The organism is Labrenzia sp. C1B70, assembly GCF_000475395.1.
Classification (GTDB): Bacteria; Pseudomonadota; Alphaproteobacteria; order Rhizobiales; family Stappiaceae; genus Roseibium; species Roseibium algicola.
In genome coordinates this window covers 1-26,005 of record NZ_AXCE01000063.1, presented here as the reverse complement: position 1 = coordinate 26,005, position 26,005 = coordinate 1, and the positions used below count along the sequence as shown (strand labels likewise).

Below are 26,005 nucleotides of genomic sequence, written 5' to 3'. Positions count from 1 at the left end.
CCTGAAAAAATCCTGCCGGAAACCGCCGGAAGAGTTCTGTTCAAGGAGGTTGCACAGTGGATCGCGGCGCAGTTCCTTCCCTGTTGTTAGTTTTTGCAGTTGCCGCCGGCCTGGTCGGCTGCAAACTCGAAAAGCACGTTGCCACGAATGACGGTGACGGTCAGGCCCAGCAAGTCGTTTCAAGCGATCCGGGCGGCGACATGGATGCCCTTGTCGCCGACATCTGGGCCAAACAGGTTTTGCCACATCTTCAGCAAACGGCGACCGACATGGTCGTTCTCGGCGATGCGATCGCAGGAGATGTTGACGTCGCCGGCGAAGCACATGGTTATCGTCCGTCCAGCGAGGGAAGTCCCTGGAATTTCGCAGCCCGGGTACAGGGCACAATCTTGGCGGCCAGGACCGATACGCGTGCTGCCACCGCGGAAGTGGACGTCACTGCTGATGGCAAGGCAGATGTTATTCTGCAGCTTGGTCCGGTGATCCGCGGAACAGCACTCCGGGACATCCTTCCCTTTGTAGATTTCTCCTCATTTACCGATCAGATAGAGTTCGCCCAGCTCTCCCGTTCCCTGAATACACGCGCTTACGAAAGCGCTCTGAAAGATTTGCCCCGCGACGATCTCGTGGGCAAGACGGTTGACGTGCTTGGTGCCTTTACGGTGCGCGGTGATGGTCCGCCGTACCTGATCACACCCGTTGAGACAAAAATTGGTGGGTCATGACAGAAGCAAAGCACCAGATCGGCTTGTCCGTGCGCGCCGCAAACAAGGTCTATCCGGGTACACACGCGCTGAAGGACGTGGACTTCGATGTCCGGCTTGGCGCAGTGAATGTGCTCGTTGGCGAAAACGGCGCTGGCAAATCCACCTTGATGAAAGTGATCGCCGGCGTCGAGCAGCTGACCTCGGGTGATATTCTGATGGGAGAGAAAAAGGTCTCTTTCCCCGATACGCGCACGGCCGCGGCACACGGGATCGGCATTGTCTTCCAGGAACTCAACCTGTTTCCCAACATGTCGGTTGCCGACAATATCTTTATCGCACGGGAAAAGACCCGCGCCGGAGTGGATATCGCCGCCAGCGACCAGAGGTCGGAAGCCGCAGCGTTGATGCAGCGTCTCGAGCACGACATTTCGCCGGATGCGATGGTGTCCGACCTTCGCATCGGGGAGCAGCAGATTGTCGAGATCGCCAAGGCGCTGGCCCAGGATGCCCGGATCCTGATCATGGACGAACCGACATCCGCCCTCAGTGCGGCAGAAGTCGAAATCCTCTTCCGGGTCATCGCGGACCTCAAGAAACGCGGTGTCGGCATCGTCTACATTTCGCACCGCCTGGAGGAACTGATCCGGATCGGCGACTACATCACGGTGCTCAGGGACGGTGCACGAACCGGTGCCAGGAGCATGGACGGCGTCGATGTGCCCTGGATCGTGCAAAACATGATCGGTGCAGCCTCAAAGGACTTTGCCAAGACGGTCGAGCACGACTTCGGCGACGAAGTGTTTCGCTGCGAGAACATCAGCCTGATGGGCCGGACAGGAAAGTTCGTTGTCGATGATGTGTCGTTGTCCCTGCGGGCTGGCGAGATTGTCGGCATCTATGGCCTCATGGGCGCGGGGCGCTCCGAATTGTTCGAGTGCATCATGGCCCAGCATCCCCATTGCACAGGGGACTTCTACGTCGAGGGACGCCATCTGAACGAACCGGACGTTGCTGGGCGTATCGGACGCGGGCTGGCGCTAATCCCCGAAGACAGGAAGTCGGAAGGTCTGATCCAGATCCTGCCGATCCGGGAGAACATGTCTTTGTCGAGCCTCGGCAGGTTCGTGAAGGGCATTCACCTCAGCCTCAAGGCAGAGCGGGAGACGGTGAAGCGGTTCGTGAAGGACCTGGCCATCAAGATTGCCAGCATGGAAAACCCAGTCAGCTCTCTTTCGGGAGGCAATCAGCAGAAAGTCGTGATCGGCAAGGCGCTGATGACCTCGCCAAAGGTCCTGCTCATGGACGAGCCGAGCCGCGGTATCGACATTGGCGCAAAGGCCGAGGTCTTTCGCACCATGCGGCGGCTTGCGGCTGAAGGACTGGGAATTCTGTTCGTCACCTCGGATCTTGAAGAGGTCATGTCCCTGTCCGACCGGATCATCGTGATGTCGAACGGCAGCATAACGGGCGAGTTCGAGGGCGCCGACGTGCGGGAAGAACAGATAATCGCGGCGTCTGCGATCGGGCACGCTCCTGCCTCCGAAGCAGGTCATTTCATTGGGAGTAGTAACGGATGACATCTGTCACCACCATGCAGCCTTCAGGCACCTCCGGCGGACAACCGATGATCCTGCTGCTCCTGAAGCTCAGGACCTTCATCGCCCTGATTGCGGTGTTTGCGTTCTTCTCGTTTGCGGCTCCGAATTTCCTCAGCACCGCGAATTTTGTCATCATGTCCAAGCACGTGGCGCTGAACGCGTTTCTGGCGATCGGCATGACCTTCGTTATCATTACCGGCGGGATCGATCTCTCGGTCGGGTCGATTGTCGGCCTTTGCGGAATGGTGGCCGGCTATCTCATTCTCAACGGTGTCGATCTGGGGATTGGGTACTCGCTCTATTTCAATATCTTCGAGATCATTTTCATCACGCTTGCCGTCGGTGTTTTCGTGGGAGCGATAAATGGGGTGCTGATAACGCGTCTCAATGTGGCACCTTTCATCGCGACGCTCGGAACGCTTTACGTGGCTCGCGGGCTAGCGCTGCTTTCCTCTGACGGGGCGACGTTTCCAAACCTTGTCGGCAAGGAGGCCTATGGATCTACGGGTTTCGACATGCTCGGCACTGGTAACTTTCTCGGTATCCCGGTGTCCATCTGGCTCTTGATAGCTGTTGGATTGATCGCCGCGTATATAGCAGGCCGAACACCACTGGGACGACACATCTATGCGGTGGGTGGCAACGAGAAGGCAGCCGCCCTGTCAGGTGTGAAGGTCAACCGCGTCAAGATGTTCGTCTACATGTTCTCGGGCTTTTGCGCGGCCATTGTCGGCCTTGTCATCTCGTCACAGCTGGTGGCTTCGCATCCGGCAACGGGAGAGACCTTCGAACTCAACGCGATTGCGGCGGCGGTCCTCGGCGGCACATCCATGTCGGGTGGACGCGGACGGATCGGTGGAACGATTGTCGGCGCATTCGTGATAGGCGTTCTGTCCGACGGACTCGTGATGATGGGTGTCAGTTCCTTCTGGCAGACCGTTATCAAGGGCCTGGTGATCATCGCCGCTGTAGTTGTCGACCAGGCGCAGCAAAAGCTGCAGGCCCGTGTGGCACTACAGCAGCAGGCCGCGGCAGCTTGAGGAGAATTTCATGAAGAAAGGCGCATTGATCGGCTGCGGTTTTTTCGCCCAAAATCACATGCATGCATGGGCCGATGTCGACGGAGCAGCCATCATCGCGCTGTGTGATCGCGACGACAAACGCCTGAAGGAAACGGCCGAACGCTTTGGCATTGAAAGGACCTATTCCGACGCGGTCGATCTCATGAAATCGGAAGAGCTCGACTTTGTCGACATCGCGACGACAGTTCAGACCCACCGGCCGCTGGTGGAACTCGCGGCGAGGTCGAAAGCTCACATCATCTGCCAGAAGCCTTTCGCGGACACACTGGAAGACGCCACTGCAATGGTCGATGCTACTGCATCGGCCGGCGTGACCCTGATGGTGCACGAGAACTTTCGCTGGCAGTCGGCAATCCGTGCGGCGAAAGCCGAAATCGAAAAGGGAAGTATCGGAACGCCGTTCTGGGGGCGAGTCAGTTTCCGCTCCGCCTATGATGTCTATGCCAGCCAGCCGTATCTTGCGACGGATGACCGTTTCATCGTCCAGGACCTCGGGATTCATATCCTGGACATCGCCCGTTTCCTGTTCGGTGACGCGCGTTCCATCTCGGCAAGCACCAAGCGGGTCAATCCGGCAATAAAGGCGGAAGACGTTGCCACCATGATGCTGGTTCACGAAAGCGGCGTCACCAGTGTTGTCGACTGCAGCTACGCATCGCGGCTGTCCCGGGAAAGCTTTCCGGAAAGCCTTCTTGAAGTGGATGGCAGTGAAGGAGCACTCAGGCTGATGCCGGATTACAGGCTGGTGTTGCACAATGCGTCCGGCACCAGGGAACTGGACGTTGCGCCCCCATTGCTTTCCTGGGCGGAGCGCCCCTGGCACAACATTCAGGAAAGTGTCTACAACATTCAACGGCACTTCATCGATTGCCTGAATACTGCCAGCACGCCAGAGACATCTGGAACGGACAACCTGAGGACGCTGGAACTGGTCGAGGCTGCGTATCTTTCCGCCGCCGGGAACAGCCGAACAATCATACTGGGCAGCTCCTGAGATGAGCACCATGAGCCGCATGCGCCTGTATGGAACGGAAAGTGCGCCGGAGCCTTTCCGGATATTGCGCGCAGGACCGTTGGAAGTACGGCTGGAAGACGGAAACCTGCGCTACGTCCGTTTCGAGGGCCACGAAGTGCTGCGCGCTATTTCCTACGTGGTGCGTGACAAGGACTGGGGCACGCTGGCCGGAGCCATCTCCGATCTCGTTGTCCTGGAAGAGCCTGGGAAGTTCGAGATTTCCTATGTTTCCCGCTACAAAAACCAGGGGGCGGGTCTCAGCGTCACGGCACGCATCACCGGCACGGAAACCGGTTCCTTGAGATTTGCCTCTTCGGCTGTTGCCGACAGCGCCTTCGAAACCAACCGCTGTGGTTTCACGGTGCTGCATCCGATCAACGGAGTAGCCGGTGAACCTGTCGAAGTGGAGCATTGTGATGGTTCGGTCGTCCAAACCAGGTTTCCAGACCTCATAGATCCCTGGCAACCGTTCAAGTCGATCCGGTCGCTGACCCACGCACCTGCGCCGCACTTGAAGGCCCGATGCCGGATGGACGGCGACACGTTCGAAATGGAGGACCAGCGCAACTGGTCAGACGCTTCCTACAAGACCTATGTGAGACCCCTGGCGCTTCCGTGGCCATATGTCATTGAAGCGGGCAAGGAGGTCGAACAGTCGATTACCCTTCAGATAGAAAATCTTGCAAACGAGACTGCCCCATCGACCATAACACCGCTAAGCACCTCCACCGGGGGTGTCGAACTTAAAGCGGGAAAGAAAACAAAAAGCAGGTTTCCGCGCATCGGTTTGTTGATCAGCCCGGAAGACCTGAAGTCCGCCATCAGTCACATTGACCTCCTGAGGAAAGTGAACCCTCCAGCAATCCTGTGTCACCTTGACCCAACTGCTTTGCATGGGCAGGAGGCGCTCGAGGGTTTCAGGGAGCTGCAAGTTCGTTTCCCGGCATCCTATGAACTTGAATATGTGGTTTCCTGCAAGGGAGACCTCTTGGCCGAGTTTCAAAACCTTGCCGACATGATCGATCGAAGCGGGCTCGAGTTGGCTTCCATTGCGGTCTGTCCTTCCGTTGACCGACAATCGACACCACCTGGAAGCGAATGGCCGCAATGCCCTCCCCTGGCGGACATCTATGCGGCCGCAAGGCACTGTTTCCCCGGCATGAGGCTCGGGGGCGGCATGTTCAGCTATTTCACCGAGTTGAACCGCAAGCGACCTCCGGTGTCGTTGCTTGATTTCGTGACCCACGCGACCAATCCGATTGTCCATGCTGCTGATGACGAGAGTGTTCTCGAAACACTTGAGACCCTGCCGCACATCACGCGCACTGCCCGTGCGATCATCGGCAAGGACAAGGAATACAGACTGGGACCGACAACCATCGGCATGCGTCAGAATCCTTACGGTTCGCAGACATTCGCCAATCCAGGAAACGAGCGCATCTGCATGACCCACGACGATCCGCGTCAGCGCGGCCTTTTCGCCGCCGCCTGGACCATGGGGTATGCGTCCGCAATTGCCAAGGCTGATATCCGCCAATGGATCCCGGCCAGCTTCACAGGCCCGAGAGGAATCGTGGACACAAAAAGCGGATCTCTTCTGCCTGTCGGTGAAGTTGTCTCGCTTCTTGCTGAGCTAAGCGAAGGGGCTGTCATCGATTGCAGCGATGAAACGCCAGCCAGCGTAGCTGCCCTTTGTGTGGAGAAGGACGGTGAGGTCTTGCGGTTTGCTGCAAATCTGACAAATCGGGAACTGGAAATTGGCGTTGGTGAACGCAGGACGTTTGGCCCATTTGAAGTTATCCGGCTATAAGTCTTCCCAAGGGTGTTGAAGCGGCTGGCGAATTTGACGCCGTGCTTGTCGCGACGTTCAGACACCCCAACAATGAAGAGATCAGATTGGCGGGTCATGGAAAACTGGAACGGCTTGGGGGCCGGTGACGACAAGATTGTCCGGCGAAAACTCTCCGATCAGGTTTTCGATCGATTGCGTGAAATGATTGTACGGGGTGAGCTTGGACCCGGTGATCCCATGCCGTCTGAGCGTGAACTGATGCAACGTTTCGGCGTCGGCCGGCCCGCGGTGCGCGAGGCCATGCAGACGATGCACACCCAGGGTCTCATTTCGATATCGCAGGGTGAGCGCTCCAGGGTCAGTGAGCTTTCGGCCGATCTTGCGTTTCGGCAGATGGATATGGTGGCGCGCATGCTGCTGTCTGCGTCTTCGGACAATCTGGAGCACCTGAAGCAGGCGCGTAGACTGTTTGAAGTCGGCATGGTCAGGATCGCGACGGAAATGGCAACGCCTGAAGACATTTCCGAGCTCAAACACCTCATAAGCCATCAAGAGGACATGCTCGACAGTCCGTCCGATTTCATCAAGGCCGACATCGCGTTTCACAGCAAGATAGCCTCGATCTCAGGCAATCCGATTTTTGCAGCAGTGAGTGACGCCATGCTCAACTGGTTGTTCAACTATCATACGGACCTGTTGATCTGGTCGGGACGGGAGAACGTCACGCTTGCCGAGCATTCGAAAATCGTCGAGTGCATCGAAGGCGGCGTTGCTGAAGAGGCCGAAAGCGCAATGCGCTCGCACCTGAACAGATCTCAGGACCTTTACCGGCATCACATTTGACACTGCACTAAAGGTTTCGCTGCGCGCGCAGTTGATGCCATCGGCGCCTGCCAGCCGGCAAAGCGTCCCCATATCAGTCTTTCGGCGGCTCTCGTCAGGATCCAGAAACCGGACGCAATTATCAACGGGCACTGCCCGCAGTTGGTCAACAAGTCGAAATTGCGCCGTCCTTGCGGATGACATCGATCATCGCGTCAAGGATCGGACGTTTTTCTGCCAGCTCAATCCCCGCCGATCAGTCCCGTTCCAGCGAAGAGCATGATCCAGACCTTCATCCGCATGATCAGCGCCTTTTCCAGCGCCCAGGCCTGGATGATGCCACCCATGAAGGTGCCCTGAAGCGAGCCGGAAATATGGGTGGTATAGGCCTGTACCAGACATCTGGCACCATCAACCAGCAGAGCGTTCTGTTCGGGATATTCGAGCCGAACATGTACGACCAGGTCACCGGGGCCGCGACGGTCTGACGGCTGCATCAGCACGCCGGTCGGACCGAGTTGGCCGGTCGCGATAACGTCCTGGATGCGGACGATGCGCGCTGCCAGCACCGTGTTCGCCATGCCGCTGTTGATGTTGTTCTCGCAGGCGACCTCCGCAGGCATACCGACATGCAGAACCGCGCTGTTTGTCTGGCTGAAACCAGCGACGATTTCGATAGGATCGGACTCGTCGCGATCCGGCACGATGACCATCGCCGGGTTAACCGAGAACTGCGCGGCGCGAGCACCGACATTCAGGGTTAGCTGCTCGATCTTGCCGGAAACCGACGAATACACCTTGGTCTTGGCAAGATTGACTTTGGCCTGGTCAAGGGCGGCTTCTGCGGACTTCAGTTCTGCAGGCAGGACCTGATCGAGCTGCACTTGCAGCGCTTCCATCTTGGAGTTTGCGGCGTTCACATTGGCGGCCGCCTGCTCCTGCGCGGCCTTTGCATTTTCATACCTGTTCAGCGTGTAGGCGGGCGAGTTCTTGTCCTTGAGGTCCTGCTGCTCCGACAGGGTCAGATTGGCCGTGTCGAGAACCGCTTTCGTCCGGGCGAGGTCGGCCGCGGCTGCCTTGATCTGTGCCTTGACGACATCGATCTGGCTGTTGACCTCGCCAACCGCGGTCTGGGCGGTCGCGACCGCCGCCTTTTCGCTGCTGTCATCGACCGTGAAAAGCAGATCGCCGACCTTGACGGTTTGACCGGCCTTGACCGGCACCTCGGTGACCGTGCCACCGCGTTCGGTGACGATCGGCACGACACGGTAGGGGATCAGCGCATTTGGGGTGTCCGGATGATAATACTCGACCGTGAAGATCAGTGCGACGAACAAGACAATCCAGACGAACAGTGCGCGGTGGACGTTGTAGAGCGTCACGGGGCGTCCCCGCCAGCGCAGATAGGCCATGCGCAGCAACAGCGGAAAGCAGGTGATGAGGAGCTCGATCATGCGTTGGCTCCTTTTCCTTCGACCGGTGCCTGCAGATCCGCTACTGGCTGCTCTGCTATCGGTTGTTCTTTGGCAGGGGGCGTTCCATTGGCAGGCGACGCGTTCTCGACGGCTGCTGTTTCCTCTTCCTGCAACGTCTCGTCCGCGACCGGTTCCGGCTTCATCCAGAGAACGACGTCATAGGCGAAGGCGGCAAAAATCAGGGTCAACGGCAACAGAAGGCTCACGTCCCGCAAGGGCGGCACCAGGTCATAGGCAAGGCCGATCACCAGCATGGTCGGGATCGTGGTGCGGATCGGCGTCCTCGACCCCTTGTGCTCCGCGTAGCGGTCGAAAACCGCATAGAGGTAGATCACCAGGAAAAGGAGCAGCAACAGTGTGATCAACCCGGCCGTGGCAAAGCCGTCGCTGGCGCCGGGCGCGACCCAGGAATCCGGCGGTGGGTCCAGTGTCTGCGCCGTCGTTGCCGTTGTGCTCATGAATGTTCCCCCACCCGATGTGCTGTGACCCAACGTCACCGGAAACATAATGTCTGCAGGAATTACCGATTGAAACAAGAAATTGCGCCTCTGACCGAGGACACGTTAGGTCGGCCTGATCCGCAGTCGGTGTGACACGCACCTTCCGAGGCTGGATCGAAGGGTTTCAGGCAATGTCTTTCCGGAATGACGAGATGGTTGGTGTAGACGTCCCGAGCGAACGTCTGGATTTCGACTGTGGTCCCCGTGCTGGCACGCAGGCCGCAGCGAGGGTTGCCTCAGGTCTTCCGCTAGCAAGCAGCCGTTCGCCCCGGTCGCTGCTGTCCGGAAAGGGGCTGGTAGGCCTAGAGGCTAATTTGCAAATTGCCGGGCCTTTGCAGGCCCGGCGATCTTACCTTTTCCGGTGTTGCGGGCACGCATTGCGCACTCAATTCCCAGGTGCTTATTCGTAGCGATCGTGTCGGCGCACCCAGTCCATTCCCCTCGCCTCATTACGCCCCTTGGGCGTCAGGTCGAGCATGGCATAAGTGCCCATCATCACTTCGACGCCGCGTCCGTAGGTCGAATATGTACGAAAAACTTCGCCGGCCTCGTTCTTGATGAAGGCGCTGACGCCAGGCCATTCCTCGCCCGTCATGTTCCAGCCACCGAAATTGTAGTCGATGTGCCCGGTGGCAACTTCCTCGGGGGTGAAACTGACCCGGAAGTCGTAGTTGAAGTCGCTACCGAAGGACGAGACCCATCCGAACGTCCAGCCCATGCGCTTGCGGTAGCGCTCAATGTCGGCCAGGGGCGCGCGGGAGACCGCAATCATGGTCACGTCATGGTTGGCAAGATGCAGGTTCATGCCGTCTGCGTGGTCGGCCATGAAAGAACAGCTCGGGCAGCCTTCCTTCCATCCCGGCGCAAACATGAAATGCTGCACCACGAGTTGAGACCGTCCCTCGAAAAGCCCGGCAAGCGAGCGCGGGCCGTCAAGTGTATCGAAGACATAGTCCTTCTCGATGCGTTCCCACGGTAAGGCGAGGCGCTCGCTGGCGACCCTGTCTCGCAGGTGCGTGAGTTCCTTTTCCTTTTGCAGCAAGTCCCGCCGGGCGGCGAGCCAGTCTTCATGTGAAACAACAGCGTTTTGCATGATCATTCTCCTTCAGTTTGGGTAGTGGGGATATCGAAGCGCCGCGAGCGGGCGGACATCAGCTTGAGCCAGGGCGGCAGGTGGAACACGCCCATCAGGACGTACATCAGGGTCATGTCATTCACTGGCAGGAAGCCTGGAACGGATGAACAGATCTCCCACCCCTGCACTCCGGTTGCGGAAATCCATGCCATTGAGCCAAAGGTTGGCGCGGCGGCCAGCCGAAGGCACCCTGCTGTGTCGCGGCGGTGACCAGAGGGTGCTTGTGTCTTCCCTGTACCTGCAAACATCGTCATTATCGGTCCTCCGTATGATCCGGCGTTTGCGACCATCGCCCGGTGAGCAAAGACATAGATGCGGAGACGGGGCGGGTGAGAGTTACAAGTTTGGCGGGATTTCCATGGACATACTGATCGCCGCGGCGGCGCGCGCCCTTTCGTCCGGAGATCCCCTGGCGGTATTGAAACGGGTGGCACTGCGCAACGACGCGCCGGCATTGGCGTTGCGCGGCATTGCCATGGCCCAGCTCGGCGACCTTGCGCGCGCCAGAGAGCTGCTGAAGGATGCGGCCCGCGCCTTCGGGCCGGATGAGCCGATGGCGCGTGCACGCTGCATGGTTGCCGAAGCCGAGATCGCTTTGGTTTGCCGCGACCTCGGCCGTTCGTTTCAAACGCTCGGTGCAACACGCGCGACGCTCGAAGCCGGTGGTGACCAGGTGAATGCCGCACATGCCGGCTATCTCGAAGCCCGCCAGCTTCTGCTCATCGGCCGGCTCGAAGATGCCCAGAGGACACTCGACAGCATCGACATCGACGTCTTGCCGCCTGCGTCTCGAGCTGGCTACGGTCTTGTGGTCGCCGGCATAGCCATGCGGCAAATCCGGACGGGGCCTGCACGAGCCGCACTCCAGCAGGCGGCGCGTGCAGCCCAGGATGCCGGTATTCCCTCCCTCAAGGCCGAGGTTGAAAAGGCAAGGCATGCGCTGGAGGCACCGGCCGCCCGTCTTGTCTCTCGCGACAGGCAAGACTTGCTGCAGCTTGACGGGGTCGAGGCTCTGGTCGCCTCCGATACGTTTATTGTAGATACCTGCCGAAATGCTGTGCGGCTTGGGGAAAAGTTGATCTCACTCGACCGCCGTCCAGTCCTGCTTGCTCTGGCACGGGCGTTGGCAGAGGTCTGGCCGGAAGATGTTTCGCGCGAAAATCTTCTCTTGCACGCCTTCGGGGCAAAGCATGTGGACGATTCGCACCGGGCGAGGCTGCGTGTCGAGATTGCCCGCCTTCGCAAGGTCATCAAACCCGTCGCCGCGGTGAGGGCAACGAGCCTGGGCTTTGCGCTGAAGCCGTACGGCGCTTGCCAGGTCGCCGTGCTGGCGCCACCGGTGGAAAGCGACCACCCGGAGGTGCTGGCGCTGCTCGCGGACGGCGAGGCCTGGTCGAGTTCTGCGCTGGCCTTGGCACTCGGCACAAGTCCACGCACGGTTCAAAGGAAGCTTGAAGACCTTGCTCTTGCCGGGAAAGTTCGTTCCTTCGGACGAGGCCGGGCCTGCCGCTGGATCCTATCGAGCGTTCCCGGATTCCCGACAAGTTTGTTACTCCCCCTTGCAATCGCCACCGGTTAGAATTGCCACATGAAACACAGAACAGCAGAGATCATCCGGGAGTTCGGTCCCTTCCCCGGCATCGATGACATTGCCGGGGTCAGCTTTGATCACGAGCGAGTCTGGTTCGCGTCCGGAGACAGGCTAAATGCGCTTGATCCGGAAAGTGGAGAGATTACGGGATCGATCGCGACTGCCGCCGATGCCGGTACCGCTTTCGATGGAACTCATCTGTTCCAGATTGCCGATGATGCGATCAACAAGATCGACCCCAATACCGGAGAAGTGCTGGCCGCGATACCGGCCCCCGGTGACGGCGGGCATTCGGGACTGGCTTGGGCCGAGGGGTTCCTTTGGGTTGGACAGCATCGGGGTTGCAAGATCCACCAGGTAGATCCAGAAAGCGGCAAGGTTCATCGTACAATTGAATCGGATCGCTTCGTCACTGGCGTCACATGGGTGGATGGCGAGCTTTGGCACGGCACCTGGCAGGACGGCGAAAGCGATATCCGGCACATCAATGCCGCGACTGGAGATGTGCTGGAGCGTTTGCAAATGCCATCGGGTTCCGGCGTCTCGGGACTTGAATCCGATGGCGGTGATCGCTTTTTCTGCGGCAGCGGAGGTGCCGGAAAACTGTTGGTCGTCCGACGGCCGGGGTCAGATTCTGAATGATCTGTTCCCCAAAAGACCCTCGCTATTAAGGTCATGGCGCCGCGACTATCGCCGGGCTTGTCGCAAGCGCTTAGCCGCAAAAATTGCGGCTACTCACCGAAGGCAGTCATCCCTGACTTTGAAGAAGCAATTCCTGACACTCCTGGTCCGAGCGCAGCTGTGCCTTCTGGCGGATCTGGGTGTTGGTATCCGGTAGGGCCAGGGATCGATTGATGATCAGGATATGCTCTTGCAGGAGTGCGTGAGCGGCGTCGAATTCGCCTTGATCGATCAGGTCGCGCATGCGGGTGTGCTCGGCGTAGGAGCGGTGCCAGTAGTCGCCTTCGCCTGACTGAAGGCGTGCTCTCAGCGCAGCAAGAGCAGTTGCGGTCAGATCATAGGCCTTTTCAAGATACCTGTTTCCGGCAATCTGAAGAATGACCCGATGAAACGCGCTGTCGGCCGTGCTGTAACGAAGCCGGTCGCCAATTTGTATCGCGTGGTCCATCTGGGAAATGGCGGCGGACAACTGTTGCACCAGCCCACTTCGGTTCCGCTCCAGCGCCATCTGGAGAGCTTCCTTTTCTAGCATGGCCCGGAATTGGCTCATTTCCTCGACGTCTTTTCGCGAAGGCGTAAACACGTAGGTTCCAGCCTGTGGGACAATGGTCACCAGACCCATGTCACGCAATTCCATGAAGGCGGCTCGAACCGGTGCCTTGCTCATCCCGAGCGCTCTTGCGATTTGCTCTTCCGAGAGCCGCTCACCGAATTCAAATTTACCGGACACGATCGCATCGCGAATGCGCTCGCTGGCTTCCTGGGTTAGCGACACTCTCTTCTCCTCGCATCCACCTGGCTCACTACACCACGGTCTAGCAGACCTGTAATCGCCAAAAACCTTGCTTTTTTCATAGTTTCAAAAATTTGTTTGACATTCGAATAAATTCTAGAATTCTAGAAGAGCCAATGCAAACACAAAATGTACTTTGAAGTTCAAGAGGTATTTCATGTCCCGCCTGCGTCTCCTGACCCCTGATGCCCAATACCCAGACGATGCCTTGATCGAACGGGCCACGGCGGGTGACGATGTGGACTGGGATATTTACCGCGAGCGCTCTCCCGAGCAGTTGCCTGAAGAGGTTCTGCGGTCGTGTGATGCGATGGTGGTCTGGCATGAAATGCCGGTTTCACCCCAGCTCATTTCAAAGCTGGACCGGTGCAAGATCATTGTGAGAGCCGGTGTCGGATTTGACCACATCGACCTTCAGGCAGCTGCCAATGCAGGCATTCCGGTGTGCAATACACCGGACTACGGCACCAGCGAAGTTGCCGATCATGCCATTGCCCTGATGCTCACCATGCGGCGCGGTATCGCCAGCTATCATCGCAACCTGATGCAATCGCCCCAAGACGGGTTTGACCATGCCCGGGCGCCACTGCTGGCGCGCTTGCGCGGCAAGACGTTCGGCGTGATCGGCCTCGGACGGATCGGCATTGCCACGGCGCTTCGGGCCAAGGCCTTCGGCATGCGCGTTCTGGCATATGATCCGCTGGTGTCCCGGGGTACCGAGATCGCCGCAGGCGTGGACCGGTGCGACCATCTCGAAGAGCTGCTGTCGCAAAGCGATGTTGTCAGCCTGCATTGTCCGCTGACGGCGGAAACCCGCAACATGATCAACGCCGAGCGACTGTCGATGATGCAGCCGCACGCAATTCTGATCAACACGGCACGCGGCGCGGTCATCGACGTGAACGCGCTTCTGGACGCCTTGCGACGGCAAACGATTGCAGGTGCCGGGATCGACGTGCTTCCGGTCGAGCCGCCTTCCAAGTCCGATGAAATCGCCCTTGCCTATGCCAATGGCGCCGATCCGATCGTCGGTGAGCGCTTGTTCGTGACGCCCCATGCGGCCTGGTCCAGCCCGGAAAGCGTCGCCGACGCGCGGCGCCTTTCGGTGGAAACGGCCATGCAGTTCCTGCGCGAGGGCCGCCTTCGCAACCTCGTCAATTCACCGGTCACGCCAGCACTTAGCGGGGCGGCCTGACGCAAAGCTCCTGCGGGACCAGCAACCCGCAACATGATCCGAGGACATGGGATCACCAAACATGTCCAATTCAGGGAGGAAAGTATGAAAGTGACGTTTTTCAAGACGTTCATCGCAGCGTGCATGCTCAGCAGCACCTCGGTCGTCGCACAGGATTTCGAATTGACATTCCAGTCGGTCGATCCGGCCGGAAACCCGAACTTCGCCATCCAGCAGGCCTGGACAGAACGTGTAAAACTGATGTCCGGCGGCCGGTTGTCGATCGAGCTTCTGCCGGTTGGCTCGGTTGTCGAATACAATGAAACCCAGGACGCAGTCGGCAATGGCATTCTGGACGGCCACATCACCGACGTCAGCTATTTCTCCGGCAAGGATCCTGCGTTCGGGCTGATTGCAAACCCCATCGGCGCCTGGGCCGCACCCGACGAAATGTTCCGCTTCATCAATTACGGCGGTGGCTATGAGCTGATGAACGCGCTTGAGGAGCCGTATGGTCTTCATTTCATCGGCGCCACCACCACGGGGCTTGAAGGTTTCGTCTCCAAACGTCCTCTGGACGGGGTCGATGACCTGAAAGGCCTGAAGGTACGGGCCCCGGAAGGCCTCATTCAGGAAGTCTTCGCTGCCGCCGGCGCGGTTCCGGTCAACCTGCCCTATTCCGAGGTTTACACAGCGCTCGACAAGGGCGTTATCGACGCTGCAGATTCCACCGTCTTTTCAACCAACCACCAGCAGGGCCTGCACAAGGTTGCCGAACATCCTGTCTATCCGGGGTTCCATTCCATGCCTCTGGTGGAGGTTTCCATGAACCTCGACAAATGGAACGCCCTTCCCTCTGATCTTCAGGAAATCCTGACAGTTTCCGTTCGTGACTTTGCCCAGGATGCGGTTGCAATCTTGTCGATGAACGACCTGAAGACCTATGCGGAAGCGACTGCTGACCCGAACATCACCGTTCACAACTGGTCGGCAGAAGAACGGGCGAAGTTCCGCAGGATCGCGATGGACCAGTGGGCCAAGGTGGCAGCGCGCTCCGACAATGCCCAGAACGTCTATGAGACCCTGACCTCCTATCTCGACAGTCAGGGCATGTTGAAGTGACACATGTTTTCGGGCGCTGCCTCAGCGCCCGAATGCCTCCTTCGAACTTTTGATAAGCCACAACCGGCAAGCAGCCTTTTGAAGGCGTTGGCTTGGACATATGCGTCCGGGAACCAGGCAACCGCATCTGGCCCCGACACGCTGCAGTCTGCCGACCGGTTTCAAGGGACGATCGGTAACGTCCCGGGTCGTTGTGGTTGATCCCCCATTCTCAGACTGGAGTGGCTGTCCATGCCTCTGCCGCCAGAACGTGCCCCAGTGCCGGATCAGGCCGAACCTCTTGTGCCGGCTCAGGAATATTTGCCTGAATCTGGCCGATTGGGTTGGGCAATTACTCGCCTTGCCCGATTGTTCGCGGTTGGAATCATCATCGCCATGGCGGTGCTGGTCGTCGAAATCTTCCTTCGATATGTCTTCAACTCGCCCACTATCTGGGCGCATGAAACAACCACCTTCCTCAGTGCCGTCACCTTCATCTTCGGTGGTCTTTTCTGTGTCGCTCGCAATTCGCACATCCGGGTCGTGCTGATTTACGACGTGGTCAGCCGGCGTGCACGCAGGGTTCTGGATGTGCTGATTTCCATGGCCAGTCTGCTGGCGTGCCTGTTCTTTGCCTGGGCATCCTGGCTCATGGTCAAGAAAGCGATGTTCCGTCCGGATGGGTCCTTCTTCCTGGAAACCAGCGGCAGCGCCTGGAACTCACCCGCGCCGGCTCTCCTGAAGATCTTCCTGCTCGTGGTGATGGTCACCATGAGCATCCAGTTCCTGATCCTGACGGTGAATTACCTGCGCCGACCACTCCGGACAGGGGGAGACAGCGATGCTTGACCTTCTCGATTTCGGTCTGAACCTCAAGGCACTCGGCATCGGTTGGGGCACATTGGTGATGTTCGCCCTACTGGTCGGTCTTCTTCTGACCGGCATGCCTCTTGCCATGGTGACCTTGCTGGTTGCCCTTCTTTTTGCAGTTGGCTGGTTCGGACCGATGGCCGTTCCGTTGATCACCAGCCGCGTCTACAGCTTTGTCTCATCCTTCGTCTTCATTTCAGTGCCCATGTTCGTGCTGATGGCGGCGATCCTCGACCGGTCCGGCATTGCCAGGGATCTGTTCGACGCGATGAAACTCGTCGGCGGACGGCTGCGTGGCGGAGTGGCGGTCCAGACCATATTCGTGGCTGTTATCCTGGCTGCAATGAGCGGCATTATCGGCGGGGAAATCGTGCTCCTGGGTCTCGTCGCCCTGCCACAGATGCTGAGACTTGGCTATGACCGCCGCCTGGCCATCGGTGTTGTCTGCGCCGGTGGTGCGCTCGGCACAATGGTGCCGCCGTCCATCGTTCTCATCATCTACGGACTGACAGCAAACGTCTCTGTCGGAGACCTGTTCACTGCAGCATTCGTCCCGGGCTTCATGCTGGCGGGGCTTTATATCGCCTATATCCTGTTCCGTTCGTACACCGACCCCAAGGTCGCGCCTCCCCCGCCTGAAAATCGAATTTCGCTTTCAGAACATCTGCCCCTGCTGCGTGGCCTGGTCTTGCCGATGGCGGTGGTGTTCGTGGTCCTGGGCTCGATCTATGGCGGTATCGCCTCGGTGACGGAAGCCTCGGCCATCGGGGTCGCCGGCGTGATCGTTTCGATCATCCTGCGGCGGGAATTTTCCTTCTCCATGTTGCTGGATGCGTCGATGCACACATTGGCAACCGTCGGCATGATCATGTGGATCGGCATCGGTGCCAGCGCCCTGGTGGGCGTCTACAACCTGATGGGCGGCATCCGTTTCATTTCCCAGCTCATCACCGGCATATCCGACAATCCAACCGTCATCATCCTGTTCATGATGCTCATTCTCTTCATACTCGGAATGTTTCTGGATTGGGTCGGGATCGCACTTCTGACGATGCCGATCTTCGTGCCCATCATCAAGGAACTCGGCTACGACCCCGTCTGGTTCGGCGTCTTGTTTGCCATGAACATGCAGGTGTCTTTCCTGACGCCACCTTTCGGGCCAGCCGCATTCTATCTGAAGAGCGTGACACCACCCGAGATTTCCCTTGGAGAGATCTTCCGGTCCCTGGTTCCGTTCATCGCTCTTCAGGTCATTGCGGTAGGGCTTTTGGTGATGTTCCCGGCCCTCGCACTGCACTGACGCACTTCCCTCAAGAATGGCAATCGAGACGACCTCATGAGACGCAGGTTAGACGGCGAATACGACTACATCATCATAGGAGCCGGAACGGCCGGATGCGTGCTTGCCAATCGCCTTTCGGCAGATCCGGCCAACAGGGTTCTGCTTCTGGAAGCGGGCGGCAAGGATAGCTACCCCTGGATCCATGTTCCTGTCGGGTATCTCTACTGCATGGGCAATCCGCGCACGGACTGGATGCTTCGCACGGAGGCCGATCCGGGGCTGAACGGCAGGTCCCTCGCCTACCCGCGGGGGAAGGTCCTCGGCGGATGCAGCTCCATCAACGGCATGATCTACATGCGCGGGCAGGCAGCCGACTACGACGGCTGGGCGCAGATGGGAAACACCGGCTGGAGCTGGCAGGACGTGCTGCCCTACTTCGTGCGGTCCGAGGACAGACCGGACGCGGATGGCAGGCTGCATGGTGCGGGTGGAGAGTGGAAGGTCGCGCGGCAGCGGTTGAGATGGGATCTCCTGGATGATTTCCAGAGTGCCGCAAGCGAAATGGGCATTCCCCGAACGACCGATTTCAACGCAGGAGACAACGAAGGCGCAGGTTATTTCGAGGTCAACCAGAAAGGCGGCCGCCGCTGGAGTTCGGCACGGGGCTTCCTGAGGCCGGCGCTGAAACGCGGCAATCTGCGACTTTTGACCGGTGCCACAGTCGAGCGGATCATTCTGGACGGCCGCCGCGCCACGGGCATTGCCTTCGGTTGCGCAGGACAGGAGCTTATAGCCACGGCCGGAAAAGAAGTCCTCCTTGCGGCGGGAGCCGTTCATTCTCCCGCGCTGCTTGAACTGTCAGGCATTGGCCGGCCGGAGGTCCTCAGGAAGGCCGGCATTGATGTGGTGCATGCCCTGGATGACGTCGGTGAAAACCTCCAGGACCACCTTCAACTGCGCATGGTATTTCGAGTCCGCAATGCCCGGACCTTGAACCAGGTCGTCAATTCGCTCTCAGGCAAAGTGTCGATGGCTGCCCAATATCTGTGGTCGCGGTCAGGCCCGCTTTCCATGGCGCCCAGCCAATTCGGCATTTTCACCCGCAGCAGCCCGGACGTGGCGACGCCCGATCTGGAGTATCACATTCAGCCCCTGTCGACCGACCGGCTCGGCGAGCCTCTGCATCCCTATCCGGCCGTCACCGTTTCGGTTTGCAATCTCCGGCCGGAAAGTCGTGGCACCGTGCACATCGCTTCCGACAGCCCTGAAACCCCACCGAAAATAACACCGCGCTATCTGTCCGCTCCTGGTGACAGGACGGTTGCACTCAGGTCCCTGCGTCATGCCCGCGCGTTGCTGTCCATGCCTTCCTTGAAAAAATATGAGCCGGAGGAAGCTCTGCCCGGCCCCGACGTCCGGTCCGATGAGGCGCTCATGCGTGCTGCGGGCGACATCGGGACAACCATTTTTCATCCTGTCGGAACCTGCCGGATGGGTGTCGATGACAAAGCAGTCGTCGACCCGGAGCTGCGGGTGCGCGGTATTGAGGGACTGCGTGTCGTGGATGCTTCGATCATGCCGTGCATTGTTTCCGGCAACACGGCATCACCCGTCGTGATGATCGCCGAGAAAGCCGCAGACATGATCCTGCTCTCTGCCTGACAAAAATTCCCCAAGAAACAGAACCACGAGGATTTCACATGAAGTTTCTTCGCTTTGGCCCGTTGGGCCAGGAAAAACCGGGCTGTGTTGATGCTGAAGGCCGCATCCGGGACCTGTCCGCTCACATAAGCGACCTGACGCCCGAAACACTCACAAAAAGCACCCTTGCTGCCCTGAGTGCCCTGGACACTGCAAAGCTGCCGGTCGTCGATCCGGACGTGCGCCTTGGCGCTTGTGTGGGGGGCGTCCGGAATTTCTACGCAGTCGGGCTGAACTATGCCCGGCACGCAAAGGAAACAGGCAATCCAAATCCCTCCGAACCGGTGCTGTTTTCCAAATCCACCTCATGCATCAGCGGTCCGAACGATCCGATCATTTTGCCGAAGGGATCGGAAAAAACCGACTGGGAAGTCGAACTGGGTGTCGTGATCGGCAGCGAATGCCAATACGTTCCAGAGCAGGACGCGCTGGAGATGGTCGCCGGCTATTGCCTCATCAATGACGTCAGTGAGCGGTCCTATCAGATCGAGCGCGGTGGCCAGTGGATCAAGGGCAAATCGGCACCAAACTTTGGCCCGATTGGTCCCTGGCTGGTTACACGGGACGAGATCCGGGACCCGCAGGACCTTCGATTGACGCTCTCGGTGAACGGAGTGATGCGCCAGGAAAGCTCAACCGACGACATGATTTTTACCGTGGCGAAAATCATCTCCTACATGTCCAAATTCATGCGTCTGATGCCCGGTGATGTCATTGCCACTGGAACGCCGGAAGGCGTAGGCCTTGGGCTCGATCCGCCGCAGTTTCTCAAGCTTGGTGACGTTGTCGATCTAAGCATCTCCGGCCTTGGGACACAGCGACAATCCGTTGTCTCCCAGCCGGCTTGATTGACCGGCCGCCTATCAAGTCTTGCCAGAGGCAATCCCGTCGTGGTGTCACCCTTGGCCAGATTAAAGCGTGTTGGACGCCGTCCGAATGTGGCTGAGAAGCCTCCGTCATTGGCGGTGTTCTTCCCAGCCAGCATCATCGATATGAATCCGTTCCTACGGAGTTGTCACATTGTTTGAAGTATAGACGCGGGAAGCTGCGTCAGCTTTTTTCAAACGAGTCGTTCAATAACGGCTTTCCACTCGGCCAAGGCCCGAAGTCGAAGATCTCGAATTTGTGCTGCTGAGTGGAGGGTGTGTGATGGGACGAAGAGGTTCCTCACAGACGAAAATATCAACTCGAAGTGCTGCAGTGACCTTGTCGCCCGAAAGCCCTGCCGCTTTCGAAACGGAAGATGGGAATTCTCGGCCTGATTGTTCAAGCCTTTGTGTCAGCGATGTTAGACGGTCGGCATGACTTGGCGATTGGCCACACGATAGAAGCGCAGCTTGTCGGTGATCATGTGCTTTGGTGGCAGGTCTTGCTCCTTTAAAAGTCGCATCAGAAGGCAGCTTGGCTGCTTTGGTGTTGCGGCGCGTCTGAACGATCTCATCGAGAACCTAACCGTCCTGATCAGCCGCCCGCCACAGCCAGCATTTCCGGCCATGATTGCGCACCGCGACTTCGTCGAGGTGCCAGATATCTGCTTTTCCCGGTGCCTTGCCGCGCAGACGCAAATGCTCGGTACAGTGCCTGTGGCACCATCGACGGATCGTCTGATAAGAAATAACAATGCCCCGTTCGAGCAAGATTTCTACGACATCGCGCAGCTCAGATTGAAACGTAAATAAAGCCACACCGCGTGCGAGACGATTTCAATCGGATAGCGATGGTTTTTGTAAGTCGGAGCAGTCCTGTCCATGCTCCCGCAGCTACACAGAAATTGTTGCCTAAGGAATAAGGTGACAGCACCGCTTGCTTGACATGAGTTTATTCACCTTTGCAAATGGTATTTAGGTAATAATTCAGTTTTTCTTCTACAATTTTTTCACTTCCTAAGTGCAACCGAATATTAGCGCCTCCTGGATCAACCAGAAAATATTTGCCGCCATTGCATTGGAAATTAGCTGTTTTTGTAAATAGCTTATCCTGAGAGGGGCACAAAATTCCAAAGTCTTCATCTTTTCCTTTAGAAAATAAGTCGAGAGTCTCAATCTTTTTTCTAGTTTCTCTACCCGGATTTAAGATCATCGATGATGAATGACTGTTTTTTATTACCTTGATTGATTCAAATTCGCGCAAGCAAATTTCGTTTTTTGTTATTTCTGTGTTTTCAGGATAGTAACAATTGTTATTGTTGCTTATAATTGCAATTCGGCATCCGTCGACATTGACTTGCAATTCTTCGTCGCCATAGCGAAATATATTACTTTCCAGCAATTGGGCTAATTCACTTGCTAAATTCTCGCTTGCCTTCGATGGTTTATCTAAAAAAGATGTTGTTACTAAGATAGTGAAGAATAGTAATAAAACAAACTTGAATATATTAAGTTTTAAGTATTTTTTCATATATAAAAAGAAGTATTGAATACTATCAGGATAAAAATATTTCATTATGCCACTCTTATTTTTTGTTTTGATTTTCTCTTTTCATCAATCGGCTCATGGTAACCAACAATAATTCCCTCCAATTGTCACCATCCCACAGCGCCAGAAAAACTGGTCAGCATCTTCCGCGTTCTCGCCATTCGTGACATGAACCATCACATGGGCGCAACCGAGAGTATTAGCCCAGTGGCGTACCGCGTGGACGAGACGGAGGGCGACCTTGCCGCCGAGCAGCGTGTCGGTGAGTTTTTGGGATATGTTCAACGTCTGCACCGTCGCGATCAGCATACCAGTGCCGAGAAAATGCTCGCCCGTTTGCACTGATGCAAAGCCGAAGAGACCGTCCTCAACCAGTGGCTTGTCCACCCCCGGCGCTGCATAGATCAGCCCGACACGCTCCGGTGCGACCAAGGCCTTGTCAAAGATCGCTCGTGTCTTGAATTCAGAAAACGGAATATCGCGAAAGATCGTCCTGAGATGCGCCTCACGCGCCAGATGTATGCTGGCGCGGGAATCGGTTTCCGAGCCGACCGCAAGCCGGAGTTTGATGCTTGACCCGAGACCCGGTTCTCTTCCAGATCAGCGTGGAGTCCTTCGGATGATATTTTTGGCCATACGCGGCCCGTGTTTGCAGTGTCATTTTCAGGGCACATTCGCAGGACGCGAGACTGTCCGGGGATGAGTGGTGTCTGTTTCGGTTGTGGTCACCCTTCCACGATGTGAAGAGTGTGTCTTCGAGGTATTCGTCCCCGAACGCATTCGTCAAGAAGATCACCGACCTAGAACCGGAACGTCAGGTTAGCCTTTAGATCATGCAATGCACTCTCTCCGGAGAGATGGCCGCCATAGGCAACACCGAACGTGGTGTTTTCAGCGAGGTCGATGTCTAGCCCGGCATCGACGGTCAAGACATCGCGTGCGATAGGCGCACCCCAAACCGTAAAGTCCGCGCCGCCTGCAAAACTATTTTGGACCGACGGGTTCAAAGGTCCAATGGCGTGCTGCCAGCCGAGGCCACCATGAAAATTCACCGCCGTCTGGTCGAAGTTGACAACACCAGCTGCACGCAAGCCAAGGGTTGTGAAGGTAGCTGAAGAGGTCGCGGCATTGACCGTCAGGGCGGCTGCGCCGCCGCTCTCGGTGAAACCGTCCGTGTGCAGGTTGACATGGGCCAGCCCCGCAAAGGGCTCGAGCGAATAGGCACCCAGACCAATCTCGTACCCGGCTTCGGCGAAGGCCTGCAGGGTTCGTCCGGTATAGTCGGCCGACAGGCTGTCGGTGAAGCTGCCGACAGTGACATCGCGGTCACTGTCGATGCCATGCCAGGAATAGGAGCCGCCGAAGCGCAGGGCCAGCGCGTTCACGCTAGTGGAGCCGTAGGCCCCGAATAGATAGCTGTCCACTTTCGACGTGGACGAGCGCGCCTTCACATCGACATTTGCCCTCTGGTATCCGCCCATCAGGCCGAGATGTACGGCATCGCCCAGAACACCGTCGGCCCCAGCCAGGAAGCCGCCGCTTGAGCTGGAAAGACCCGCTGTGTTTCCTGTCGAGGACCAGTCCCCGAAACCGCCGATCGCGGTCATCCAGAGGGCGCTGCCCGCAGCGGAAAAGCTGTCCCCATAGGTGGCGGTTTGCGCTGTGGCACCCCCCGGCTCCAGGTCTACCGCGCCCATATGGGTCCTGACGGCACGGCTTCGGTCATAGGCGGCATTGCGTAGGAACCGTGCATCCTCGATCACAACCGTTGAAAGAGACGCGTGGATTTCGCCCGACAGGTCATCAAAAGCGGCGCGTGCGCCCGAAGCACTTTGCGAGATAACGGCGTCATAAAGGCTGGACCCGGTGCCGAGATCCACGATTGCAGACGCCGTCTTTGTCTGGTTGAGGGTCTGCGCGACACTTGTCAGGCCTGCGGCGTTACGGGTCAGCGTAAGGTAGACATTCAGCGTGTCGTAGCTGAGCGCTCCGTCCAGGAAGGCGAAGTTTTCGCTCAAGGACCCGAAGGTTCCGGTAATCCCACCAGTCGCGGTCAGGATGGTGTAGGTCGATACAGCGGCATAACTGGAACCATTGTCAGTGCCGTTTTCGGCCAACACGGTGACGGAGGCGCCACTATCGAGAGTTGCTGTGCCCGTAGCGGAAATCAGGTCGTTGTTCGTTCCAGCCGTCGTGCCGCCGTCATTGACCTCGACCTCGTAAACCGAGCCACTCGCGAAATTGACATCGCCGGAAACTGTTGTCGTGCCGATGGAATTACCCGGTGCGAATGTGCCGCCAGATTGCACAACGACAGACCCGACCGTGCCGGAGCCGCCGAGCTTGCCACCGCTGACGGTCACACTGGCATTCGTGATCGTGCCATTCACGGACAAGGTCCCCGCATCAAGGGTCCATGACTGTGCGGCAGTGTTGCTCCCGGTCAGTGTCCAGGTGCTGCCGCCGGTCTTCTGAAATATGCCAAAACCCTGATACTGCGCACTGGCACCGATCTGCGATACGTCAAAGCTGCTGTTGGTGCCCCCGCCAAGACGCAAGGTGTCGGCAGAACTGAACGCACTGACGTTGCCAAGGATGTTGGACCCGGCCTGCAATTCCAGGGTGTTGGTCCCGCCGGTGAAACTGATGGCATCGGCGCGTGTCGCTCCATCGCCCGAGAGACCACCGGCGATGGTGCCGCTATTGTAGATAGTGAGACTGGATCCAGAAACGCCCGCTCCGCCAACGCCGGCTTGACCCGCCGTACCAACATTTGTTGTGCCCGCTGCACCACCATTGCCGCCGGTAATCGAACCCGTGTTCGTGACAACGAGGTCGGATGCCACGATGCCTGCGCCACCATTGCCACCATCGCCACCGTTGCCATAAAAAAATTTGGCACCTTGCCCTGCGCCTCCACTCCCGCCAGCGCCTCCCGCAATAGTATGCCCATTCAGGAAGACGTTGGACGTAGTGACAAAATCCAGCCCGATCCCACCACTGCCGCCATCGCCACCCCTGCCGCCGCCCTGTCCCCCTCGACCGCCTGCACCACCAGTGCCTCCGGTCAAGGTAGCATTGTTGGTCAGCGAAAGACTGGATCCCGTGATGACCGTGCCGTAGCCACCTGCACCACCGCCGCCACCGCCACCGATATTCCCGGTCGGGCCCCCTACCGGAAAGCCCCCGCCGTTCCCACCGTTTCCACCGTTCCCGCCGGAAAGTGTGCCGGAGACCGAGACAACTGCACCATGTGCGCCGCCACCACCGCCGCCACTGCCCGTTCCTCCGCTATTCACGTTGCCGCCAGCAACCCCATCCGCTCCCGGGGTTAAGCCGCCAGCACCGCCAGCACCGCCAGCACCGCCAGCACCAGCTCCACCAGCACCGCCTGTCACACCAGCACCGCCACCGCCACCACCAGTGACGACGCTAGTGTCCACGACTCCGTTGCTGCCGCTGTCACCCGCAGCCGTCGCACTGTCGCTTCCTCCAGGAACCCCCGTTGCAGCGCCCCCGCCTCTGCCGCCGTCCGCGAATGCGGGCGTTACCAAGACCAACCACAGGGCCAGTCCGACTGGCATGGCCATTCTTGTGCTGCAGGGCGCGGACCGCATGGCAAGCTGGCTCACCTGTGAGCGCAGGTTTCCGAGTTGAGTCGAAATGGAGGATGCTCGCCCTGCAGCAGGGGCCACGCAACGATCTGAACTCTTTACACAGCCCATGGATTGGTCCTTGTAGTCGGCACTTCCGCACGATTCAAAAGGTGAGAAAACGATATATTCAACGTTACAGTGCTGGCTCCTGCGATCCGCCCTAATTGACGGTCACATCGATCGGCTAGTCTCCGACGGAAATGATTGTCATGTGTACGCCGGCGTCATCGCCTTTGAAATTCGGAGCGTGCAGGAGCAAACTGTCATCAATTATCTCTCCAGAAAATGCCGGGATCACGATGAAATGAAGCTATTTATTGAGACGCATAATTCGAAATTAAGATATCAGTAATTGAGTTCGTGACAATCGTCGCGTGTAATTATTTTGTACTGTCCGCTGCCGTTTAAGCCCGTTCAGTTGGTCTGCCTTCACACCACAATACTGTTTGGGTCACCGCCAGCAGCTTTTCTCGTTTATAGCGTTCGCGCAATGGCACAATGGGAAGCCGTGGCTGCTGCATGCGTTCAAAAGACATGTGTTTCAGGCTTTCTCGGTCAAACAACATGACAAAGCCTTTTAAGGTTCTCCATCTCCCATCATCCATTTGAATCCGT

23 protein-coding genes and 1 pseudogene are annotated in these 26,005 nt (G+C 58.0%); 14 read left to right on the top strand and 10 right to left on the bottom strand.

All coding sequences use genetic code 11. The features are described 5' to 3' along the window. Positions 1 to 56 precede the first annotated feature (56 nt). From Q666_RS64340 to Q666_RS64315, 6 genes are all read left to right on the top strand, one after another. Positions 57 to 725, top strand: a complete 669-nt coding sequence (locus tag Q666_RS64340) for a DUF2291 domain-containing protein (RefSeq protein ID WP_022999527.1) — start codon at positions 57 to 59, stop codon at positions 723 to 725. Further along, on the top strand, positions 722 to 2,284 hold the full coding sequence (locus tag Q666_RS64335) for a sugar ABC transporter ATP-binding protein (RefSeq protein WP_022999526.1): 1,563 nt from the start codon (positions 722 to 724) through the stop codon (positions 2,282 to 2,284). The genes Q666_RS64340 and Q666_RS64335 overlap by 4 nt, the downstream gene beginning before the upstream one ends. Continuing rightward, positions 2,281 to 3,345: an ABC transporter permease gene (locus tag Q666_RS64330; RefSeq protein WP_022999525.1), complete on the top strand. Its 1,065-nt coding sequence runs from the start codon at positions 2,281 to 2,283 to the stop codon at positions 3,343 to 3,345. Before Q666_RS64335 ends, Q666_RS64330 begins: the two co-directional genes overlap by 4 nt. 10 nt (positions 3,346 to 3,355) lie before the next feature. Continuing rightward, on the top strand, positions 3,356 to 4,381 hold the full coding sequence (locus Q666_RS64325; protein WP_022999524.1) for a Gfo/Idh/MocA family oxidoreductase: 1,026 nt from the start codon (positions 3,356 to 3,358) through the stop codon (positions 4,379 to 4,381). A 10-nt stretch (positions 4,382 to 4,391) separates the two neighbouring features. Next, on the top strand, positions 4,392 to 6,212 hold the full coding sequence (locus Q666_RS64320; protein WP_031268833.1) for a hypothetical protein: 1,821 nt from the start codon (positions 4,392 to 4,394) through the stop codon (positions 6,210 to 6,212). A 72-nt stretch (positions 6,213 to 6,284) separates the two neighbouring features. After that, complete coding sequence (locus Q666_RS64315) at positions 6,285 to 7,037, top strand: transcriptional regulator NanR (RefSeq protein WP_228148160.1); 753 nt, start codon at positions 6,285 to 6,287, stop codon at positions 7,035 to 7,037. Between the two features lie 221 nt (positions 7,038 to 7,258). Here Q666_RS64315 and Q666_RS64310 read toward each other — a convergent pair whose 3' ends face one another. From Q666_RS64310 to Q666_RS0134390, 4 genes are all read right to left on the bottom strand, one after another. Then, the gene (locus tag Q666_RS64310) at positions 7,259 to 8,470 is read right to left on the bottom strand and encodes a biotin/lipoyl-binding protein (RefSeq protein ID WP_022999521.1); all 1,212 of its coding nucleotides are present in this window, start codon (positions 8,468 to 8,470) and stop codon (positions 7,259 to 7,261) included. After that, positions 8,467 to 8,949, bottom strand: coding sequence for a hypothetical protein (locus Q666_RS65325; RefSeq protein WP_022999520.1), 483 nt, complete (start codon positions 8,947 to 8,949; stop codon positions 8,467 to 8,469). The genes Q666_RS64310 and Q666_RS65325 overlap by 4 nt, the downstream gene beginning before the upstream one ends. Positions 8,950 to 9,391: 442 nt before the next feature. Next, positions 9,392 to 10,084: a thioredoxin family protein gene (locus Q666_RS64305; RefSeq protein ID WP_031268831.1), complete on the bottom strand. Its 693-nt coding sequence runs from the start codon at positions 10,082 to 10,084 to the stop codon at positions 9,392 to 9,394. 2 nt (positions 10,085 to 10,086) lie between these two features. Further along, positions 10,087 to 10,380: a hypothetical protein gene (locus tag Q666_RS0134390; protein ID WP_035910210.1), complete on the bottom strand. Its 294-nt coding sequence runs from the start codon at positions 10,378 to 10,380 to the stop codon at positions 10,087 to 10,089. A 104-nt stretch (positions 10,381 to 10,484) separates the two neighbouring features. Here Q666_RS0134390 and Q666_RS64300 point away from each other — a divergent pair, with 104 nt between their 5' ends. Together Q666_RS64300 and Q666_RS64295 are read left to right on the top strand one after the other, a co-directional pair. Next, complete coding sequence (locus Q666_RS64300) at positions 10,485 to 11,705, top strand: hypothetical protein (RefSeq protein ID WP_022999517.1); 1,221 nt, start codon at positions 10,485 to 10,487, stop codon at positions 11,703 to 11,705. Positions 11,706 to 11,714: 9 nt separating this feature from the next. Next, a complete protein-coding gene (locus Q666_RS64295; RefSeq protein ID WP_022999516.1) occupies positions 11,715 to 12,359 on the top strand; it encodes a hypothetical protein in 645 nt (214 codons plus the stop codon). A gap of 106 nt (positions 12,360 to 12,465) precedes the next feature. Here the strand turns inward: Q666_RS64295 and Q666_RS64290 are convergent, their stop codons facing one another. Next, complete coding sequence (locus Q666_RS64290) at positions 12,466 to 13,173, bottom strand: GntR family transcriptional regulator (RefSeq protein ID WP_022999515.1); 708 nt, start codon at positions 13,171 to 13,173, stop codon at positions 12,466 to 12,468. A 175-nt stretch (positions 13,174 to 13,348) separates the two neighbouring features. Here Q666_RS64290 and Q666_RS64285 point away from each other — a divergent pair, with 175 nt between their 5' ends. The 6 genes from Q666_RS64285 (at position 13,349) to Q666_RS64260 (ending at position 20,167) form a co-directional block, all read left to right on the top strand. Then, entirely contained in the window at positions 13,349 to 14,386 is a 1,038-nt protein-coding gene (locus tag Q666_RS64285; RefSeq protein ID WP_022999514.1) for a C-terminal binding protein, read from the top strand. An 84-nt stretch (positions 14,387 to 14,470) separates the two neighbouring features. Next, the gene (locus tag Q666_RS64280) at positions 14,471 to 15,487 is read left to right on the top strand and encodes a TRAP transporter substrate-binding protein (RefSeq protein WP_022999513.1); all 1,017 of its coding nucleotides are present in this window, start codon (positions 14,471 to 14,473) and stop codon (positions 15,485 to 15,487) included. 231 nt (positions 15,488 to 15,718) lie between these two features. Continuing rightward, positions 15,719 to 16,315: a TRAP transporter small permease subunit gene (locus Q666_RS64275; RefSeq protein WP_022999512.1), complete on the top strand. Its 597-nt coding sequence runs from the start codon at positions 15,719 to 15,721 to the stop codon at positions 16,313 to 16,315. Then, a complete protein-coding gene (locus Q666_RS64270) occupies positions 16,308 to 17,636 on the top strand; it encodes a TRAP transporter large permease subunit (protein WP_022999511.1) in 1,329 nt (442 codons plus the stop codon). The genes Q666_RS64275 and Q666_RS64270 overlap by 8 nt, the downstream gene beginning before the upstream one ends. A gap of 36 nt (positions 17,637 to 17,672) precedes the next feature. Beyond that, on the top strand, positions 17,673 to 19,280 hold the full coding sequence (locus Q666_RS64265; protein ID WP_022999510.1) for a GMC family oxidoreductase: 1,608 nt from the start codon (positions 17,673 to 17,675) through the stop codon (positions 19,278 to 19,280). A 38-nt stretch (positions 19,281 to 19,318) separates the two neighbouring features. Then, entirely contained in the window at positions 19,319 to 20,167 is an 849-nt protein-coding gene (locus tag Q666_RS64260) for a fumarylacetoacetate hydrolase family protein (protein ID WP_022999509.1), read from the top strand. A 212-nt stretch (positions 20,168 to 20,379) separates the two neighbouring features. Here Q666_RS64260 and Q666_RS66900 read toward each other — a convergent pair. The 5 genes and pseudogenes from Q666_RS66900 to Q666_RS66640 form a co-directional block, all read right to left on the bottom strand. Beyond that, a pseudogene (locus Q666_RS66900) lies at positions 20,380 to 21,069 on the bottom strand (IS6 family transposase). A 68-nt stretch (positions 21,070 to 21,137) separates the two neighbouring features. After that, entirely contained in the window at positions 21,138 to 21,761 is a 624-nt protein-coding gene (locus Q666_RS66150; protein WP_152533475.1) for a hypothetical protein, read from the bottom strand. A 48-nt stretch (positions 21,762 to 21,809) separates the two neighbouring features. Then, entirely contained in the window at positions 21,810 to 22,166 is a 357-nt protein-coding gene (locus Q666_RS64250) for a hypothetical protein (protein ID WP_022999506.1), read from the bottom strand. 368 nt (positions 22,167 to 22,534) lie between these two features. Beyond that, the gene (locus Q666_RS65320) at positions 22,535 to 25,318 is read right to left on the bottom strand and encodes an autotransporter domain-containing protein (RefSeq protein ID WP_152533474.1); all 2,784 of its coding nucleotides are present in this window, start codon (positions 25,316 to 25,318) and stop codon (positions 22,535 to 22,537) included. A 476-nt stretch (positions 25,319 to 25,794) separates the two neighbouring features. Further along, a partial coding sequence (locus Q666_RS66640; protein ID WP_035910199.1) for a hypothetical protein occupies positions 25,795 to 26,005 on the bottom strand: 211 nt, incomplete at its 5' end.

What these genes read in the sequence shown, in the direction of transcription:
- Q666_RS64335 (WP_022999526.1), top strand. Translation starts at nt 722, where the DNA reads ATGACAGAAGCAAAGCACCAGATCGGCTTGTCCGTGCGCGCCGCAAAC.
- Q666_RS64330 (WP_022999525.1), top strand. Translation starts at nt 2,281, where the DNA reads ATGACATCTGTCACCACCATGCAGCCTTCAGGCACCTCCGGCGGACAA.
- Q666_RS64325 (WP_022999524.1), top strand. Translation starts at nt 3,356, where the DNA reads ATGAAGAAAGGCGCATTGATCGGCTGCGGTTTTTTCGCCCAAAATCAC.
- Q666_RS64320 (WP_031268833.1), top strand. Translation starts at nt 4,392, where the DNA reads ATGAGCCGCATGCGCCTGTATGGAACGGAAAGTGCGCCGGAGCCTTTC.
- Q666_RS64315 (WP_228148160.1), top strand. Translation starts at nt 6,285, where the DNA reads ATGAAGAGATCAGATTGGCGGGTCATGGAAAACTGGAACGGCTTGGGG.
- Q666_RS64310 (WP_022999521.1), bottom strand. Translation starts at nt 8,470, where the DNA reads ATGATCGAGCTCCTCATCACCTGCTTTCCGCTGTTGCTGCGCATGGCC.
- Q666_RS65325 (WP_022999520.1), bottom strand. Translation starts at nt 8,949, where the DNA reads ATGAGCACAACGGCAACGACGGCGCAGACACTGGACCCACCGCCGGAT.
- Q666_RS64305 (WP_031268831.1), bottom strand. Translation starts at nt 10,084, where the DNA reads ATGCAAAACGCTGTTGTTTCACATGAAGACTGGCTCGCCGCCCGGCGG.
- Q666_RS0134390 (WP_035910210.1), bottom strand. Translation starts at nt 10,380, where the DNA reads ATGACGATGTTTGCAGGTACAGGGAAGACACAAGCACCCTCTGGTCAC.
- Q666_RS64300 (WP_022999517.1), top strand. Translation starts at nt 10,485, where the DNA reads ATGGACATACTGATCGCCGCGGCGGCGCGCGCCCTTTCGTCCGGAGAT.
- Q666_RS64295 (WP_022999516.1), top strand. Translation starts at nt 11,715, where the DNA reads ATGAAACACAGAACAGCAGAGATCATCCGGGAGTTCGGTCCCTTCCCC.
- Q666_RS64285 (WP_022999514.1), top strand. Translation starts at nt 13,349, where the DNA reads ATGTCCCGCCTGCGTCTCCTGACCCCTGATGCCCAATACCCAGACGAT.
- Q666_RS64280 (WP_022999513.1), top strand. Translation starts at nt 14,471, where the DNA reads ATGAAAGTGACGTTTTTCAAGACGTTCATCGCAGCGTGCATGCTCAGC.
- Q666_RS64275 (WP_022999512.1), top strand. Translation starts at nt 15,719, where the DNA reads ATGCCTCTGCCGCCAGAACGTGCCCCAGTGCCGGATCAGGCCGAACCT.
- Q666_RS64270 (WP_022999511.1), top strand. Translation starts at nt 16,308, where the DNA reads ATGCTTGACCTTCTCGATTTCGGTCTGAACCTCAAGGCACTCGGCATC.
- Q666_RS64265 (WP_022999510.1), top strand. Translation starts at nt 17,673, where the DNA reads ATGAGACGCAGGTTAGACGGCGAATACGACTACATCATCATAGGAGCC.
- Q666_RS64260 (WP_022999509.1), top strand. Translation starts at nt 19,319, where the DNA reads ATGAAGTTTCTTCGCTTTGGCCCGTTGGGCCAGGAAAAACCGGGCTGT.
- Q666_RS66150 (WP_152533475.1), bottom strand. Translation starts at nt 21,761, where the DNA reads ATGAAATATTTTTATCCTGATAGTATTCAATACTTCTTTTTATATATG.
- Q666_RS65320 (WP_152533474.1), bottom strand. Translation starts at nt 25,318, where the DNA reads ATGCCAGTCGGACTGGCCCTGTGGTTGGTCTTGGTAACGCCCGCATTC.